Annotated in this window: 12 protein-coding genes and 1 pseudogene; 11 read left to right on the plus strand and 2 right to left on the minus strand. The window is 70.9% G+C overall.

Features of this window, described 5'->3' with window-relative positions:
* Nucleotides 1-64 precede the first annotated feature (64 nt).
* From ACIRNI_RS27985 to ACIRNI_RS28025, 9 genes and pseudogenes are all read left to right on the plus strand, one after another.
* Nucleotides 65-1,093, plus strand: a complete 1,029-nt coding sequence (locus ACIRNI_RS27985) for an SGNH/GDSL hydrolase family protein (RefSeq protein ID WP_403555525.1) — start codon at nucleotides 65-67, stop codon at nucleotides 1,091-1,093.
* Nucleotides 1,094-1,293: 200 nt separating this feature from the next.
* Nucleotides 1,294-3,453 (plus strand): iron-containing redox enzyme family protein, encoded by a 2,160-nt coding sequence (locus ACIRNI_RS27990; protein WP_403555527.1) that lies wholly within the window; start codon nucleotides 1,294-1,296, stop codon nucleotides 3,451-3,453.
* A gap of 97 nt (nucleotides 3,454-3,550) precedes the next feature.
* Nucleotides 3,551-5,389, plus strand: coding sequence for a carbamoyltransferase (locus ACIRNI_RS27995; protein WP_403555529.1), 1,839 nt, complete (start codon nucleotides 3,551-3,553; stop codon nucleotides 5,387-5,389).
* Nucleotides 5,390-5,452: 63 nt separating this feature from the next.
* Nucleotides 5,453-5,599 (plus strand): hypothetical protein, encoded by a 147-nt coding sequence (locus ACIRNI_RS28000; RefSeq protein WP_403555531.1) that lies wholly within the window; start codon nucleotides 5,453-5,455, stop codon nucleotides 5,597-5,599.
* 92 nt (nucleotides 5,600-5,691) lie between these two features.
* On the plus strand, nucleotides 5,692-6,426 hold the full coding sequence (locus ACIRNI_RS28005) for an AzlC family ABC transporter permease (protein WP_355367683.1): 735 nt from the start codon (nucleotides 5,692-5,694) through the stop codon (nucleotides 6,424-6,426).
* Nucleotides 6,423-6,755, plus strand: coding sequence for an AzlD domain-containing protein (locus ACIRNI_RS28010; protein WP_355367680.1), 333 nt, complete (start codon nucleotides 6,423-6,425; stop codon nucleotides 6,753-6,755). Before ACIRNI_RS28005 ends, ACIRNI_RS28010 begins: the two co-directional genes overlap by 4 nt.
* A 4-nt stretch (nucleotides 6,756-6,759) precedes the next feature.
* Nucleotides 6,760-7,905: a glutamine-hydrolyzing carbamoyl-phosphate synthase small subunit gene (gene carA, locus ACIRNI_RS28015; protein WP_403555555.1), complete on the plus strand. Its 1,146-nt coding sequence runs from the start codon at nucleotides 6,760-6,762 to the stop codon at nucleotides 7,903-7,905.
* Nucleotides 7,898-11,197 (plus strand): annotated as a pseudogene (gene carB / locus ACIRNI_RS28020) (carbamoyl-phosphate synthase large subunit); the annotation flags it as partial. The gene carA and the pseudogene carB, both read left to right, overlap by 8 nt.
* 208 nt (nucleotides 11,198-11,405) lie before the next feature.
* A complete protein-coding gene (locus tag ACIRNI_RS28025; protein WP_403555534.1) occupies nucleotides 11,406-13,061 on the plus strand; it encodes a class I tRNA ligase family protein in 1,656 nt (551 codons plus the stop codon).
* 97 nt (nucleotides 13,062-13,158) lie between these two features.
* Here the strand turns inward: ACIRNI_RS28025 and ACIRNI_RS28030 are convergent, their stop codons facing one another.
* Nucleotides 13,159-13,329, minus strand: a complete 171-nt coding sequence (locus ACIRNI_RS28030) for a hypothetical protein (protein ID WP_403555535.1) — start codon at nucleotides 13,327-13,329, stop codon at nucleotides 13,159-13,161.
* 331 nt (nucleotides 13,330-13,660) lie between these two features.
* Between ACIRNI_RS28030 and ACIRNI_RS28035 the strand changes: the two genes are divergently transcribed.
* Complete coding sequence (locus ACIRNI_RS28035) at nucleotides 13,661-14,644, plus strand: DUF6879 family protein (protein WP_403555537.1); 984 nt, start codon at nucleotides 13,661-13,663, stop codon at nucleotides 14,642-14,644.
* A gap of 45 nt (nucleotides 14,645-14,689) precedes the next feature.
* On the opposite strand, the gene ACIRNI_RS28040 is transcribed toward ACIRNI_RS28035, so the two are convergent.
* A complete protein-coding gene (locus ACIRNI_RS28040) occupies nucleotides 14,690-16,372 on the minus strand; it encodes a PucR family transcriptional regulator (protein ID WP_403555539.1) in 1,683 nt (560 codons plus the stop codon).
* 284 nt (nucleotides 16,373-16,656) lie between these two features.
* On the opposite strand from ACIRNI_RS28040, the gene ACIRNI_RS28045 reads away from it, so the two are divergent.
* Nucleotides 16,657-16,939, plus strand: a 283-nt coding sequence (locus tag ACIRNI_RS28045) for an FAD binding domain-containing protein (protein ID WP_403555541.1), incomplete at its 3' end; no start/stop codon positions are given.

A 16,939-nucleotide genomic window follows, 5' to 3' on the forward strand; every position in this document is an offset into this window, starting at 1 on the left:
TCCCCGGCTGCACTTCCCCCTCACCCGTTGCCCGCACCGCACCACCGCAAAGGAGCACCCGTCCATGTCCGCACGCGCGACCCTCACCCCGCAGATGCTGCAGTACGCCGAGAAGTTCGACGACCGCGGCGACGTCCGCTGGATGCCGTACCTCATGTACTTCCACGCCGCCGACCACCGTTCCGAGGTCGTCAACACCGACCGGCTCGGCTTCCGCCTCTCCCACGGACCGGACGGCCAGACCGCCTCGGTCGGCGGCCCGCTCCCCGAGGGGCCGGTCCGGCTGTTCGCCGGCAGCTCCACGTCGTTCGGCATCGGCGCCAGCGCCGACCGCCACACCCTGCCCTCCCGGCTGTGGAGCAAGCACGCCCCGTCCGTGCCGTGGCTCAACTTCGCCGGCCGCAGCCACAACTCCACGCAGGAACTGCTGCTGTTCACCCTCTACCGGCACCTGCTCCCGCAGGTCGACGAGATCGTGCTGTTCTCCGGCTTCAACGACCTCGGCCTGAGCCGGCTCCCCTCCTCCATCCGCGGTGACAGCGGCGCCTTCTTCAACTGCAACGACTTCTACGGCCAGATGGAGGAGCTGCGCGCCCGGTCCCGCAAGGCGTCCGCGGGACGCGGTCTGTTCGGCGGCCGCCGCCAGCAGGCGCCCGAGCCCGTCGACACCCGGGTCCCCGACCTGGCGGAGCAGATCGACATCGGCTCCGAGCTGACGCTGCGCCACCTGGACAGCTGGCGGCTGCTGGCCGAGGGCATGGGCGCGAAGCTGACCTTCGTGCTGCAGCCGCTGGCCACCTGGGTCCGCGAGGAGCCCGCCCCGCAGGAGAAGCTGATCTTCGAGGAGCTCGACAGCATCTCGAACTTCGGCGCGGTGTACGGCGACATCTCGTCGATGGACGCCCGCGAGACGTACTCCAAGGCCCTCCAGGCCGGCTGCGAGCAGATGGGTGTGCGCTACCTCGACAGCAACCCGGTCATCGCCGACGCGATCGGCAAGGACGACTGGCTCTTCGTCGACCGCATCCACTTCACCGACGAGGGCCACGACCTCGTCGCGGGCCTCCTCGCCGACAAGCTCGGCCTCAACTAGCTCTCCACCATCACCTCAAAGGACACAGCCATGACCTTCCTGCGCAACCTCATCAACAAGCTGCTCGGCCGCAAGCCGAAGCCGAAGAACGACGCCTCCATCTACCCGATGTTCTGACACCGCGCCTGATCACCCCCAGCGCCACAGCACCCCAGCCCCCGAACCCCCGAATCCCCCAGCACCCGAGAGAGAGGAACGACGTGGCAGCGCCCACCGTGGCCGCGGCACCGCCCCGCCCCAGCGGCCCGGACACCACCATCGCCGAATCCGCCAGGACCGTCTACGGCCGAGCCGTGGACCCCGAGGCGGCCCTGCCCGCGGGCCGTCTGCCGGCCGAGATCCGTGGAGAGCTCGCCGGCACCCAGGACCCCGACGGCACGCTGGACGAGCTGCGGCAGCGGGCGGCCGACTGGTCGGCGACGGAGACCCTGCGGTTCCAGGAGCTGCTCGGCCCGCTCGACCCCGGCACCCGAGCCGTGCTCGTCCGGCGGACCGCGCTGGCCTGCGCACCGCTCGCGCTGATGTCCGGCGCCTGGCTGCAGTGGCTGAGCTCACCGGGCAACGGCGACGACCCCGCCGTCCTGAGCGTGCTCGCGCTGTACGCGTCCGACCTGGGCGTCGGCGACCCGCGCGCCTCGCGCGGCGACGCCTACCTGCCGGTGCTGCGGCACCTGGGCGTATCGGAGAACGCCGTGCCCGCCGGCCGGCTCGCGGCGGACCAGCGCCTGGACGACGGCCACTTCCGGCTGCCGGCCCTGCTGCTCGCCATGAGCCGGCGCCCGGACGACTTCCTGCCGGAGATCCTCGGCGCCGACCTGTGCCTGCGGTCGGTCGGTCTGCTGCCGGCGCTGACGCTGGTACGGGCCGAGCAGCCGACGGTCACCCGCTGGGAGCTCGTCGACCCCGCCGCCCCGCGCGGTACGGGGCCCAGCGGCGCGGAGCTGGCGCTGACCGCCGTACAGCGGGTGGTGGCGCGGGACGGCGACGACGCCCGCACCCGCGTCGGCACCGGCTTCCGCTGGGCGCTGGCGGCCCTGCGGGAGTGGACGCAGCGGCTGCACGACGAACTGGTCGCGGCCTGCGACCCGGCGTTCGAGATGGCCGAACTGATGCGGCAGCGGGCCCGCGAGGGCGCGGTGTACCACCACTCCTTCCCCCTGGAGGGGCGGCCGCTCGCCGACTGGCTGAAGGACTGCCAGACCGACCCGCGGCCCATGCTGGGGGCGCTGTCCCGCAGCCGCCTGGTGCGGCCGGGCAACCCCGGGCAGAGCCTGCTGGTGAACGGCCTGGTGGGGGAGAACGGTCAGATGTTCCGGGTGTTCTCGCCCGAGGACCTGGACGTGGTACGCCGGTGGATCGGCTCCCTGCCCGGGCCCGCGGACGGCACCCCCGAGGGCGGCGCCGCCCTCGCCCCGTCCCGCCCGCTGGGGCTGGGCGCGTGGCGGGCCGAGTCCGACGGGCGGCCCCCGGCGGACCTGCGGGAGGCGTACCACCTGCTGCTGAACCGCACCGACACGCCTGCCGTACGCGCCTGGGCCCGCGAGTACGCGCACGGCTGGCTGGGCCGGTCGCGGCACGGCATGGACGACGCGGAGATGCCGCTGCCGCAGCGGTGGACGCCGCGAGGGCTGCGGCCGTGGCTGGTCGACATGCACGACCGGCACAGCGAGGCGTTCGAACAGGGCACCGAGGAGGAGCTGCCCAGCCGCGAGGCGCTCGTCGACTCCACCGTGCAGCTCGCCCCGCTGACCCTGATCGACGGAGCCTGGATCATGGGCTTCACCGACTACGAGCACGCCTCGTCGGAGATCGGGCACTCCCTCTTCGACACGTACTGGGACGAGCTGGGCAACGGCGAGGCCGACCTGAACCACCCGCTCATCTACCGCGAGGTCCTCACCGAGATGGGCTTCGACCTGCCGCCCACCAGCGCCCGCGCGTTCGCGGAGTGGGAAGGCTTCCGGGACTCCTCCTTCGAACTGCCGGTGTACTGGCTGAGCATCGGGCGATTCCCGCAGACCTTCATGCCGGAGGTGCTCGGGCTGAACCTGGCGATGGAGCTCTCCGGCGTCGGCGGCACCTACCGGCGGGCCCGGCTGGCGCTGAAGAAGTACGGGTTCAGCACCCGCTTCGTCGACATCCACAACACGGTGGACAACGTGGCGACGGGCCACTCGGCGTGGGCCGCCGACGCCATCGACACCTACCTCTCGTCCATCACGGCCTCCCAGGGCGCGGGCGCGCTGGACGCCGCCTGGGCGCGCGTACGCACCGGTTACCGCTCGCTCAACCCGCCGACGGGCTTCCGCGCCCGCCAGGCCGGACGCCGCGCCATGCGCTCCGCGGGCAAGGCCCGCTGACTCGGCTTGCGCCTGCCTGCGCTGACCTGCCGGTCTCCCTGCGGGCCTCCCGCACCCACCGACGCACCTCCCCACCCCCTCCCCTAGGAGTTCTCCCATGCCCGATCTGATCCTGGGCATAGCCGCCTACTACCACGACAGTGCGGCTGCCCTGATCGTCGACGGCGTCCCCGTGGCCGCCGCCCAGGAGGAGCGGTTCAGCCGCATCCGGCACGACTCCGCCTTCCCCGCCAAAGCCATCCGGTACTGCCTGGACGAGGCGGGCGTCACGCTCGACGACGTCTCCGCCGTCGCCTACTACGAGGACCCGGAGCTGAAGTGGCGCCGCGTCCTCACCACCTTCGCCGGCGCCGCGCCGAACGGCTTCCCCTCCTTCCGGGAGACCCTCCCCGCCTGGCTGAAGTGGAAGCGCCGCACCGCGGACGTGGTCCGCGACGAGCTGGCCGCCCTGGGCCTGGGCCGGGTCCCCGAGCTCCACGTCCGGCGGCACCACGAGTCGCACGCCGCCTCGGCGTTCTACCCGAGCCCGTACGAATCCGCCGCCGTGCTGTGCATCGACGGGGTCGGCGAATGGGCCACCACCACGCTGTGGCACGGCCGTGGCACGCAGTTGGACGCGGTCTCCGAGATCCGCTTCCCGCACTCCCTCGGGCTGCTGTACTCGGCGTTCACGTACTTCTGCGGCTTCAAGGTCGACTCGGGCGAGTACAAGCTGATGGGCCTCGCCCCCTACGGCAAGCCCCGCTACGCCCAGCTGATCCGCGAGAAGCTGATCGACATCAAGCCGGACGGCTCCTTCCGGCTCGACATGGACTACTTCGAGTACCTGCGCGGCCAGGTGATGACGGGCCGCGGCTTCGAGCAGCTCTTCGGCGGCCCCCGCCGACGCCCGGAAGGCCCGCTCACAGAGCGCGAGTTCGACCTCGCCGCCTCGGTGCAGCAGGTCACCGAAGAGGTCGTCCTGCTGCTGGCGAAGCACGCCCGCGAGGTCACGGGTGAGCGCAACCTCGTCATGGCCGGCGGTGTGGCGCTCAACTGCGTCTCCAACGGAAAGGTCATCAACGCCGGCATCTTCGACGAGGTGTGGGTCCAGCCCGCGGCCGGCGACGCCGGTGGCGCGCTCGGCGCGGCCCTCGCCGTCGCCTCCGACCGCGGCGCCCCGCGCAGCCACCTGGGCAACGGCACGGACGGTATGTCCGGCTCGCTGCTCGGCCCCGAGTTCGACGACGAGGCGATCGCCGCCTACCTGGACGGCGAGAACATCCCGTACACCCGACTCACCCCCGAGGAGCTGGCCCGCCAGACCGCGGCGGAGCTGGCGCAGGGGAAGATCGTCGGTTGGTTCCAGGGCCGGATGGAGTTCGGGCCCCGGGCGCTGGGCGCCCGCTCGATCATCGGCGACCCGCGCGACCCGGTGATGCAGTCCGCCATGAACCTCAAGATCAAGTTCCGGGAGTCGTTCCGGCCCTTCGCCCCCTCGGTGCTCGCCGAGGACGCCAAGGACTACTTCGAGCTCCACCAGGAGAGCCCGTACATGCTGGTGGTCACCGGCGTCTCTCCCGCCCAGCGGATCGAGACCGGCGGGGGCGACGCCGACATCAGCGGACTCGACCTGCTCAAGGTGCAGCGCTCCACCATCCCGGCCGTCACCCACGTCGACCACTCGGCCCGGGTGCAGACCGTCACCCCCGAGCGGAACGCCCCGTACCACCGCCTGCTGACCGAGTTCAAGGACCAGACCGGCTGCCCCGTACTGGTCAACACCTCCTTCAACGTGCGCGGCGAACCGATCGTCGCCAGCCCCGCCGAGGCGTACGCCTGCTTCATGCGGACCAACATCGACCGCCTCGCCGTCGGCAACTTCCTGCTGCGCAAGGAGGACCAGCCGGTCTGGCAGGAGGAGACGGACTGGCGCGACGAGATCCCCCTCGACTGACCGACCGCCGAGAACCGACAGCTGCAACCGCAACCGGCAAACGACAGAAAGGACGTGCGAGCCGTGCGTACCGTACTACTGGCCATCGTCTACTACCTGGTGATCACCCCGATCGGCCTGATCACGAAGGCAGTCCGCGACCCGCTCGCCCGCAGCGTGGACCCGAAGGCCGCCAGTTACTGGACCGCCCCCACCCCGTCAGCGGTCTGAGCCCCGCCGGCTGCCGGGGGGAGAGGGCCCACACCGAACCCTCTCCCCCCGGCTGCCCGGGCCCCCACGAACACGAACTCGCAGGAGAGATCATGCGCGCATCGCCGCCCCCGACAGAACGGACAGACCAGCAGCAGCCCAAGGGAGGCACCGGAGAGGCCGTCCGCCTCACCGTGCCGGTCGCCATGGCGTACATACCCCTGGGGGTGGCATTCGGCGTCCTGCTGACCGCGAGCGGTATCAACTGGTACTGGGCACCGCTCTCCACCCTGCTGATCTACGCCGGGTCCATCGAATTCCTCGCAGTCGGCTTCATGGTGGCCGGACTGCCGCTCTACCAGGTCGCTTTCACGTCGCTGATCGTGAACTTCCGGCACATCTTCTACGGCCTGTCCTTCCCGATCGACCGGCTGCGCGGACGCGTTCAGAAGACGTACGGCGTCTTCGCCCTGACCGACGAGACCTACGGCATCACCTCGGCCGGCCCCGGATCCCACCTGACCGGCCGGCAGATCACCATCCTGCAGGTGGTCAGCCACGTGTGGTGGTTCCTCGGCGCGCTGCTCGGCGCACTGCTCGGCCAGGTGATCCCGGAGAGCGTCAAGGGCTTCGAGTTCGCCCTCACCGCCATGTTCCTGACCCTCGCGGTCAACGCGGTGCGTACGAGCAGGAGCGCGACGCTCGTCCTGCTCGCCCTGGGCGCCGGAGCGATCGGCTACTTCGTGGACCGCTATGTGATCGAGGAGTCCTTCCTCATCGTGAGCCTGCTGCTCTACGTGGTCGTCATCAGCGCTATGTACAAGAAGGAAAAGGAGCAGGCGAAGTGAACACCCTCTCCGATATGCACGCCTTCGCCGTCGTCGGCGTGATCGCCCTGGTGACCGTGGCGCTCCGGGCGGCTCCTTTCGTCGTCCTCGGGAAGCTGGCCGCGAACGGTTACCTGCGCTACCTCGGCGAGAAGATGCCGACCGGCGTGATGGTGCTGCTGGTGGCGTACACCATCAAGGACCTCGACGTGACCGCCTATCCGTACGGACTGCCGAAGCTGGTCTCACTCTCTTTGGCGGCGGTCATGTACTGGAAGACGGACAACGCGCTGCTGTCCATTGGTGGGGGCGTCGCGCTCTACATGATTCTTGTCAATGGAGTGATCTGACGTGGTGGCATGGGAGGGAGCCGGATCCGGTACGTCCACGGCCGCGGTGCTTGTTCTGGAGGACGGGCGGAGTTTCCGGGGGCGGGCTTACGGCGCGGTGGGGGAGACGTTTGGTGAGGCGGTTTTCAACACCGGTATGACCGGTTATCAGGAGACGCTGACCGATCCGTCGTATCACCGGCAGGTGGTGGTGATGACGGCGCCGCACGTCGGTAACACGGGTGTGAATGACGAGGACCCGGAGTCGAAGAGGATCTGGGTGTCGGGTTATGTGGTGCGGGATCCTGCCCGTGTCACGTCGAGCTGGCGGGCGAAGCGGACGCTGGACGAGGAGCTCGCGGCTCAGGGTGTGGTGGGTATCAGCGGCATCGACACCCGTGCTCTGACCCGGCATCTGCGGGAGCGCGGCGCCATGCGGGTGGGCATTTTCTCCGGTGACGCGATCGTCGGGGACGCCGACATGCTGGCCAGGGTGCTGGCGCAGCCGCAGATGAAGGGCGCGAACCTGTCGGCCGAGGTGGCGACGAGTGAGCCGTATGTCGTGCCGGCGATCGGTGAGAAGAGGTTCACTGTCGCCGCGATCGATCTCGGTATCAAGGGGATGACCCCGCATCGGATGGCCGAGCGTGGCATCGAGGTGCATGTGCTGCCCGCCACCGCGACCGCGGAGGATGTGTACGCGGTCAGTCCGGATGGTGTGTTCTTCTCCAACGGCCCCGGTGACCCTGCTACCGCCGACCATCCGGTGGCTTTGATGCGGGCGGTGTTGGAGCGGAAGACGCCGTTGTTCGGTATCTGCTTCGGTAACCAGATTCTGGGCCGGGCGCTGGGGTTTGGCACTTACAAGTTGAAGTACGGGCACCGCGGGGTCAATCAGCCGGTGCAGGACCGTACGACGGGGAAGGTCGAGGTGACCGCGCACAACCACGGCTTCGCCGTGGACGCGCCGCTGGACAAGCCGTCCGACACTCCCTTCGGCCGGGCTGAGGTTTCCCACGTGTGTTTGAACGACAACGTGGTGGAGGGCCTGCAGCTGCTGGACCAGCCGGCTTTCAGTGTGCAGTACCACCCGGAGGCGGCTGCCGGACCGCACGACGCCGCGTATCTGTTCGACCGTTTTGTATCCCTGATGGAGGCCGAGCGTGCCTAAGCGCACCGATATCCAGTCCGTCCTGGTCATCGGCTCCGGCCCGATCGTGATCGGCCAGGCCGCCGAGTTCGACTATTCCGGCACCCAGGCGTGCCGCGTGCTGAAGGCGGAGGGCCTGCGGGTCATCCTGGTCAACTCCAACCCCGCGACGATCATGACCGACCCGGAGATCGCCGACGCCACCTACGTCGAACCGATCACCCCCGAGTTCGTCGAGAAGATCATCGCCAAGGAACGCCCCGACGCCCTCCTGCCCACCCTCGGTGGTCAGACCGCGCTCAACACCGCCATCTCCATGCACGAGCAGGGTGTGCTGGAGAAGTACGGCGTCGAGCTGATCGGCGCCAACGTGGAGGCCATCCACAAGGGCGAGGACCGCGACCTGTTCAAGGGCGTCGTGGAAGAGGTCCGGAAGAAGATCGGGCACGGTGAGTCGGCCCGCTCGGTGATCTGCCACTCCATGGACGACGTCCTCAAGGGCGTCGACACCCTCGGCGGCTACCCCGTCGTTGTCCGCCCCTCCTTCACCATGGGCGGCGCCGGCTCCGGCTTCGCCCACAACGAAGAAGAACTGCGCCGCATCGCCGGGCAGGGCCTGACCCTCTCGCCGACCACCGAGGTGCTCCTGGAGGAGTCCATCCTCGGCTGGAAGGAGTACGAGCTGGAGCTGATGCGCGACAAGCACGACAACGTCGTGGTCGTGTGCTCGATTGAGAACTTCGACCCGATGGGCGTGCACACGGGTGACTCGATCACCGTCGCCCCGGCGATGACCCTGACCGACCGCGAGTACCAGATCTTGCGTGATGTCGGTATCGCGATCATCCGCGAGGTCGGTGTCGACACCGGTGGCTGCAACATCCAGTTCGCCGTCAACCCGGTCGATGGCCGGGTCATCGTCATCGAGATGAACCCGCGCGTCTCGCGCTCCTCCGCGCTGGCGTCGAAGGCGACTGGTTTCCCGATCGCGAAGATCGCGGCCCGTCTCGCCGTCGGCTACACCCTGGACGAGATCCCGAACGACATCACGGAGAAGACCCCGGCGTCCTTCGAGCCGACGCTCGACTACGTCGTCGTCAAGGCGCCGCGGTTCGCGTTCGAGAAGTTCCCGTCGGCTGACTCGACGCTGACGACCACGATGAAGTCGGTCGGCGAGGCGATGGCGATTGGCCGGAACTTCACCGAGGCGCTGCAGAAGGCGCTGCGGTCGCTGGAGAAGAAGGGCAGCCAGTTCACGTTCGTGGGGGAGCCGGGAGAGTGTGCCGCCCTTCTTCAGGAGGCCCAGCGGCCTACTGACGGCCGGATCAACACGGTCATGCAGGCGATCCGTGCGGGTGCCACCCCGGAGGAGGTCTTTGACGCGACGAAGATCGACCCGTGGTTTGTGGACCAGTTGTTCCTGATCAAGGAGATCGCTGACGAGATCGCCAAGGCCCCGGAGCTCACCCCGTCCCTGCTTGCGTACGCGAAGCGCCACGGCTTCTCCGACGCCCAGATCGCCGAGATCCGCGGCCTGCGCGAAGACGTCGTCCGCGAGGTCCGCCACGCGCTTGGCGTCCGCCCGGTCTACAAGACGGTCGACACCTGCGCCGCCGAGTTCGCGGCGAAGACGCCGTACTTCTACTCCTCCTACGACGAGGAGAGCGAGGTCGCGCCGCGCGAGAAGCCCGCCGTGATCATCCTGGGCTCGGGCCCGAACCGCATCGGGCAGGGCATTGAGTTCGACTACTCCTGCGTCCACGCCTCCTTCGCCCTGTCGGAGGCGGGCTACGAGACGGTCATGGTCAACTGCAACCCCGAGACCGTCTCGACCGACTACGACACCTCCGACCGCCTGTACTTCGAGCCGCTGACGCTCGAGGACGTGCTGGAGATCGTCCACGCCGAGTCCCTCGCCGGCCCCATCGCCGGTGTCGTGGTCCAGCTCGGCGGCCAGACCCCCCTCGGTCTGGCCCAGGCGCTGAAGGACAACGGCGTACCCGTCGTCGGCACCTCCCCGGAAGCCATCCACGCCGCCGAGGACCGCGGCGCGTTCGGCCGCGTCCTGGACGAGGCCGGGCTGCCCGCGCCCCAGTACGGCACCGCGTTCTCCTTCGAGGACGCCGCGCGGATCGCCGCCGGTATCGGCTACCCGGTGATGGTCCGTCCGTCGTACGTGCTCGGCGGGCGCGGCATGCAGATCGTCTACGACGAGCCGTCGCTGGCCACCTACCTGGAGCAGCACGCCGGGCTCATCGACGACCACCCGGTCCTGGTCGACCGCTTCCTGGACGATGCGATCGAGATCGATGTCGACGCGCTGTACGACGGCACCGAGCTCTACCTCGGCGGCGTGATGGAGCACATCGAGGAAGCCGGTATCCACTCCGGTGACTCCGCCTGCGCCCTGCCCCCCATCACCCTGGGCGGGCATGACATCAAGCGCCTGCGCGCCTCCACCGAAGCCATCGCGCGCGGCGTCGGCGTACGCGGGCTGATCAACATCCAGTTCGCGATGGCCGGCGACATCCTCTACGTCCTGGAAGCCAACCCCCGCGCCTCGCGCACGGTGCCCTTCACCTCCAAGGCGACCGCGGTGCCGTTGGCGAAGGCCGCCGCCCGCATCTCCCTCGGAGCGACGATCGCCGAGCTGCGCGCCGAGGGACTGCTGCCGAAGACCGGCGACGGTGGCACCCTGCCGCTGGACGCGCCGATCTCCGTCAAGGAGGCCGTGATGCCGTGGTCGCGCTTCCGCGACGTCCAGGGCCAGGGTGTGGACACCGTCCTGGGTCCGGAGATGCGCTCGACCGGTGAGGTCATGGGCATCGACGCCGTCTTCGGCACCGCTTACGCGAAGTCGCAGGCCGGCGCGTATGGTCCGCTGCCGACCAAGGGGCGGGCGTTCATCTCGGTGGCCAACCGGGACAAGCGGTCGATGATCTTCCCGGCGCGTGAGCTGGTCGCGCACGGTTTCGAGCTGCTGGCCACCTCCGGCACCGCCGAGGTCCTCAAGCGCAACGGCATCAACGCCACCGTCGTGCGCAAGCAGTCCGAGGGCGAAGGGCCGGGCGGGGAGAAGACCATCGTGCGCCTCATCCACGACGGTGAGGTCGACCTGATCGTCAACACCCCCTACGGCACCGGCGGCCGTCTCGACGGCTACGAGATCCGCACCGCCGCCGTCGCCCGCGGCGTCCCGTGCCTGACCACGGTCCAGGCACTCGCCGCCGCCGTCCAAGGCATAGCGGCGTTCCGGAGCCTCCCTGGAGAGGTCCGGTCGCTGCAGGAGCACCATCGCGTCGTCCGCCGGGACCAGGTCCCCGACGCCGCGCGGTACGCGCGCCTCCAGGTACTGCCGCCGCAGGCGGAGGAGGACAGCACCCTGGCCGAGCTGGAGACGGCTCTGGACCTCGTCTCGCTGCCGCAGCTGCGCGAAGAGGCAGCGCTCGGCGCGCGATGAGTCGCCGCCTCAGCGCTCCTACCGCCCCCCGTCTGCCGCGTCTCCCCGGGAATCGCCTGCCATGAACACGTACGTCGTCACCAGTGCTCCGCCGAGCCCCGACGCCGACCCGCACCTCGGCCTGCTCGCAGGCTCCTTCCTCGGCGCCGATGTGCTCAGCCGCCATCTGCGCCAGCGGGGCCACCACGTGCGGTACGTCGGCTACTGCGACGAGCACTCCACCCGGGTGGCGTCCCGCGCCGCCGAGTCCGGCGTCACGCCGCACGCCCTCGCCAGGGTCGTCGGCGACCGGATGGGGGACACCCTCGCTCTGGGCGCGATGCGCCCCGACTGGTTCACCCGACCGCTCACCGACACCGCGCACGCCCACGCGGTACGCCGCTTCTTCCTCGGACTGTGGGAGGCGGGCGTACTGGAGGTGCGGGAGCTTCCGGTCTTCCGCTGCGGTCCCTGCGGCGGCCGGTATCTGCACGAGGCGGATGTGCGCGGCAGGTGCGGGCACTGCGCGGCACCCGCCGACGGCGGGTACTGCGGGTCCTGCGGGCTCCCGCAGGACCCGGTGCGGCTCGCCGACCCGCGGTGCGCCGTCTGCGGGGCGGTGCCCGACACCGTCCCCCAGCGCCGGATCGCCTTCCCGCTGGAGCGCTACCGCGAGCAGCTCGCGGCGTACCACGACAAGGCACGGGGCGAGGCCGAGTGGCGGCCCCGGGCCCGCACCTTCGTGGACCGGCTGCTCGCCGACGAGCTGCCCGCCGTCCCGGTCAGCCGGAAGGCGGGCCACGGCATCCCGGTGCCGCTGCCCGGCTGGGAGGAGCACGTCCTCGACACGGGGTTCAGCGGCATCTGGGGGCTCGTCGCGGCCACCGAGCGGCTGGCGGAGGCGTACGGCGAGCGGATCGCGGAGGCGTACGACGGCGACCAGGCCGGCGGGGCGCCGCAGCTGTGGTCCGACCCGGAGGCCCGGATCGTCGCCTTCACCGGTGTCGACCAGCTCTTCCTCCACACCGTGCTGTGGCCCGCGCTGCTTCTCGCCGAGGGCACGCTCGGCCTGCCCGGCCAGGTGGTGGTCAGCGAGGCCGTCCAGCCGAGGGGCATGGAGTCGGGTGCCGTGTGGGGCGGCGCGTTCCTGCGCCGGACGAACGCCGACGCCCTGCGCTTCCACCTCTGCCTCACCGCCGCCGAGCGGGCGGAGGGCGACTTCTCCCTGGGCGAGTACGCCGACACCGTCGCCACCGTGCTGGCCGGCGGGCTGGAGACGTGGACCGACACCGTACTGGACCTGCTCGCCGAGGACTTCGGCAGCGCCGTCCCCGGTGCCGCGCCGGCCGGCCCGATGGCCGTCGAGAGGCGTGACCTGACCCTGCGGATCGCGGACGCGCTCGGAGCCGAGGCGTACTCGCCGCTGCGCGCCGCGGAGGCCCTGGCGACCGCCGTGGAGAGGGCGGTGGTCGACGTACACCGGCTGCGGATGCTCCGTGACGCCGGGCCCGGGCAGGAGTACGCGCCGGGGCTGGCCGCCCACGTCGAGCTGCTCGCCGCGTTCACGGTGGCGGCGGCGCCGCTGATGCCCGGCTGGTCCGCGTTACTCGCCGGGGAGTTGGGCATCGCCGTGGACCAGGAGTCCCGGCTGCCGGTCTGGGCCGAGGAGGACGAGCGCCTCGTCCCGGCCGGGACGGTCCTGCCGGACGCGGTGCCGGTGTACTTCCACGAGCAGTGACGAGGACAGGCCGCGTGGTGGACCGCGACGGCCCAAGGCCACCGCACCCGGCAGGGGGTGCGGTGGCCTTGGGCCGTCGCGGCGAAGTCCGGGGGAGTCAGCCCCAGATGGGCTCGTTGGTCGTCGTGGTGGTCGTGCCGCCCGTGGCCGAGGCGGTGGTCGCGAGGACGGGGCCGTTCTGCTGGGCCGCGGCGGCGGTCGCGCCACCCAGGGCGACGAGGGTGAGGGCGACGGCGGTGAAGGTGGCGGTGACGGCGGCGCGGAACATGCGGAATCCCCTATTCGCAGTGTGACGGCTCGTGACTGCCGGTGTTCCCCGGCGGCACTGATACTGCCGTCGCACAGCGCGCGCCGACAGGGAGATCGCCTGGCACGAACCGCCCCGGCACAACCGTGTCACCCCTGGCCGGTACGTCCGCCGGTTGGACAACGCGTTGCATTACCGTGGTTCGTGGCCGACACTGCCTTCCGGCGCGGATGGACAACAGCGACGGGGCCGCGCCGGAGGACAACGGGGTCCGTACAACTCAGGGCAGCGACCGTGACACAGGTTCGTACCGCCCGCTCAGCGCTGTGTCTTGTGTGGGGGAGCTGTCCACGTGCTGACTCCGTTCGGTCTCACGGAAGGGGCCGACCGGCTCTACCGGTTCGTCCTGGCCCAGCCGGGGTGCGACGCGGCGGAGGCCGCAGAGGAATTCGGAGGCTCGGCACAGGCGTTGGACGAGGCGCTTCAGGAGCTGACGCGCCTCGAACTGCTCACGTCGGACGGGCCGGACAACGGCCGGCTGTACGTCGTGAACCCCAAGGCCGCGCTCGACACGCTGCTCGCGTTCCAGCAGGCCGAGATAGCCGAGCGGAACCGCACCCTGGCCCGCAGCCAGGCCGCCGCCGAGATGCTGCTCGCCCAGTACGCCGCGCGGCACGGCGGCGACGAGGAGCCGGAGGTCGAGCAACTCCGCGGCATCGAGGCGGTGCAGGCCCGGATGGCCGACCTGGTGCCCACCATGCACAAGGAGTCCCTGGCCTTCGTGCCCGGCGGTGCGCAGACCCCGGCGGTCCTGGCGGCGAGCAAGGGGACCAGCGCGGAGCCGCTGGCACGCGGCGTGCGGATGCGCTCGGTGTACCTGGACTCCATCCGCAACGCCCCGGGCACCCTGGAGCACGCCCAGTGGCTCACCGAACACGGCGCGGAGGTCCGCACCGTGCCGGCGCTGCCCATGCGGCTGTGGATCAAGGACCGGGAGCTGGCGATGGTGCCGATCGACCCGGCCGACAGCACGGCGGGCGCGGTGCTCCTGCGCCAGCCCGGCGCGGTGGCGGCGTTCCTCGCACTGTTCGAATCGGTGTGGGCCTCGGCCGTCCCCTTCGGCGAGGCCCCCCGGCGCAGCCTGGAAGACCCCGGCTCACAGCCCCGCGAACTGCTCCGCCTGCTGGCGCGGGGCTACACGGACGAGGCCGCGGCCCGCCGCCTGGGCATCTCCCTGCGCAGCGAGCGGCGCCTGATCTCGGAGCTGATGGAGAAACTCGACGCCCAGAGCCGCTTCCAACTGGGCCAGCGGGCAGTTGAGAACGGCTACATCTGAGCAGACGGTCACCGGAACCGGTGCGATGGTCGCGCCGCCGGCCACTCAACCCGCCCTCAGGGCCGCGAGGAAGTCCAGCCTGGTCTCGAGCCGGGCCAGGTCCCGGCCGGTGAGGTGCTCGATGCGGGCGATGCGGTGGCGCAGCGAGTTGACGTGGAGGCGGAGCCGGGCGGCGCACCGGGTCCAGGAGGCGTCGCAGTCGAGGAACGCCTCCAGCGTGGGCAGCAGGTCGGTCCGGTGGCGGCTGTCGTGGTCGCGCAGGGGGCCGAGGAGCCGGGTGGCGAAGGCGTGCCGGGTCTCGGCCGGAATGAGGGGCAGCAGCGCCAGGATGTGTGAGGTGAGGTCGTCGGGGCCGCGTACGGTCACGCGGTCGGGGCCGTCGGCGGCGACCCGCAGCGCGGTACGGGCCTGGTCGAGCGCGCGGCGCGCGTTCCCGGGCGCGGGCACCGGGGAGCTGACGCCGATCGAGACGCTGCCCGTGGGGCCGAGCCAGCGGGTGAGCACCGCGGTGAGTCTTCGTTGGAGGGCGGGGCAGTCGAGGACCGGTTCGCGGGGTGCGTCCGGGCGCTCGGGCAGCCGTACGAGGAGGACGGCCTGCTCGGCGTCGACGGTGCCGGCGACGTCCTCCGGCGGTACTGGGACCGGGCCGTCCTCCTGGATGAGGGCCTCCTCCAGCAGGACGCGCAGGGCCGCGGCGGGGATGGGGCGGGTCGCGTCCCACTCTCCCTCGGCCACCACGAACTGGCAGCGCTGCCAGCGGTCGCGCCGGGTGACGACGCAGTGCGCGGTGCTGCGCAGCCGGACGGGCCACTCGTCGGGTGGGACGTGGCTGTACAGCAGATCCAGGATCCGGCGGGCGAGGTCGCTGAGCACCGCCTTCTCCTGGTGGTGCGCGGACCGCGCGTCGGCGACCAACTCGACGATCCGGTCGAGGAGATCCCCGTCCCCCGCGGGCCACGCCGACGTGTCGGCGTCCACCACGAGCAGCCAGTCACCCAGCTCGGTGGCATGCTCGCCCGCGGTCGACGCCGCCCCCGCCCCCGCCGCCGACGGCGGCGCGGCGTCGCGTACGGGCACGAGCGAGTAGAGCCGGTCGCCGAGCGCGACCCGGTGGGGAGCCGCCTCGCCCGCGCGGCGCGCGGCGAGGTACCTCGCGGCCAGCGCCACCGCCGTCTTGGCACGCAACGGAGGCTGTGCGCCGGCGATCTGACGTCCCGTCGCCGAGAGGACCCGCACGTCGAGGCCGAGGCTGCTGCGCAGCAGCTCCAGTACGGAATCCGGGGCGCCCTGGTCGGTGAGGAGCCGCCGGTGGCGTTCGACCACGGCGGCGAGGTCGCCGACGGGCCGGCGCTGCAGACGGCGCAGGACGTGCTCGGTGATCGCGGTGAACGACGTCTCGGGCCGTACGGCGATGAGGGGCAGGCCGTGGCGCCGGCAGGCGCGTACGACGTCGTCCGGGACGTACCCGTGCTCGACCTCGCCGGCGGCGAGGGCCGTGACGCCCGCGCGGTCGAGGATGCGCACGAAGGGATCGGCGTCTCCGTCCCGCTGCCACCAGGCGAGCCCGGTGAGGACGAGTTCACCGCCGGTGAGGAATCGGCCGGGGTCGGCCAGGTCGATGGTCGGGACGGCGCGTATGGCTCGGTCGAGGACGCCGTCGTCGGCGTCCGGGCCCACGAGGAGAAGCAGTCCCAGCTCCTCGACGCCCAGGAGTTCGCGTAGCCGCATGATCGTCACTCTCTCACGCAGCGGCGCATGTGGGGCCGGAATGACCGCAGTTCACCGGGACGGGGTGGTGGGAAAGCACGGTCGTCCACAGGCGACGGGGAAGCCGCTTCTGAGCGTTCGGTGACTGTCTCGCCCCAGTCGCCGCGCTGTCTACTTCTGCGGGTGCGGCCGAGAGCGACTTCGGGCCCTTCCCTCGAAGCGACGCAACGGCGCAACGGCGCAACGACGCCCGGACGAACGACTCACCCGAACAACTCCGAGAAGACCACCGAGGAGAGCCGCTCATGGAATTTCTTCGCCCCGCCGACTGGGCGGAGGCGCTCGCCGCGAAGGCAGAGCACCCCACCGCGGTACCGATCGCGGGTGGCACCGATGTCATGGTCGAGATCAACTTCGACCACCGCCGCCCCCAGTACCTCCTGGACCTGGGCCGTATCGCCGAGCTCCAGGAGTGGCACGTAGGCCAGGACACCGTCCGTCTGGGCGCCTCCGTGCCGTACACGCGGATCATGGAGAACCTCCGTGACGAGCTGCCGGGCCTGGCCCTGGCGTCCCACACGGTCGCGT

The organism is Streptomyces sp. NPDC093546 (assembly GCF_044765045.1).
In the GTDB taxonomy this organism is placed as follows: Bacteria; Actinomycetota; Actinomycetes; order Streptomycetales; family Streptomycetaceae; genus Streptomyces.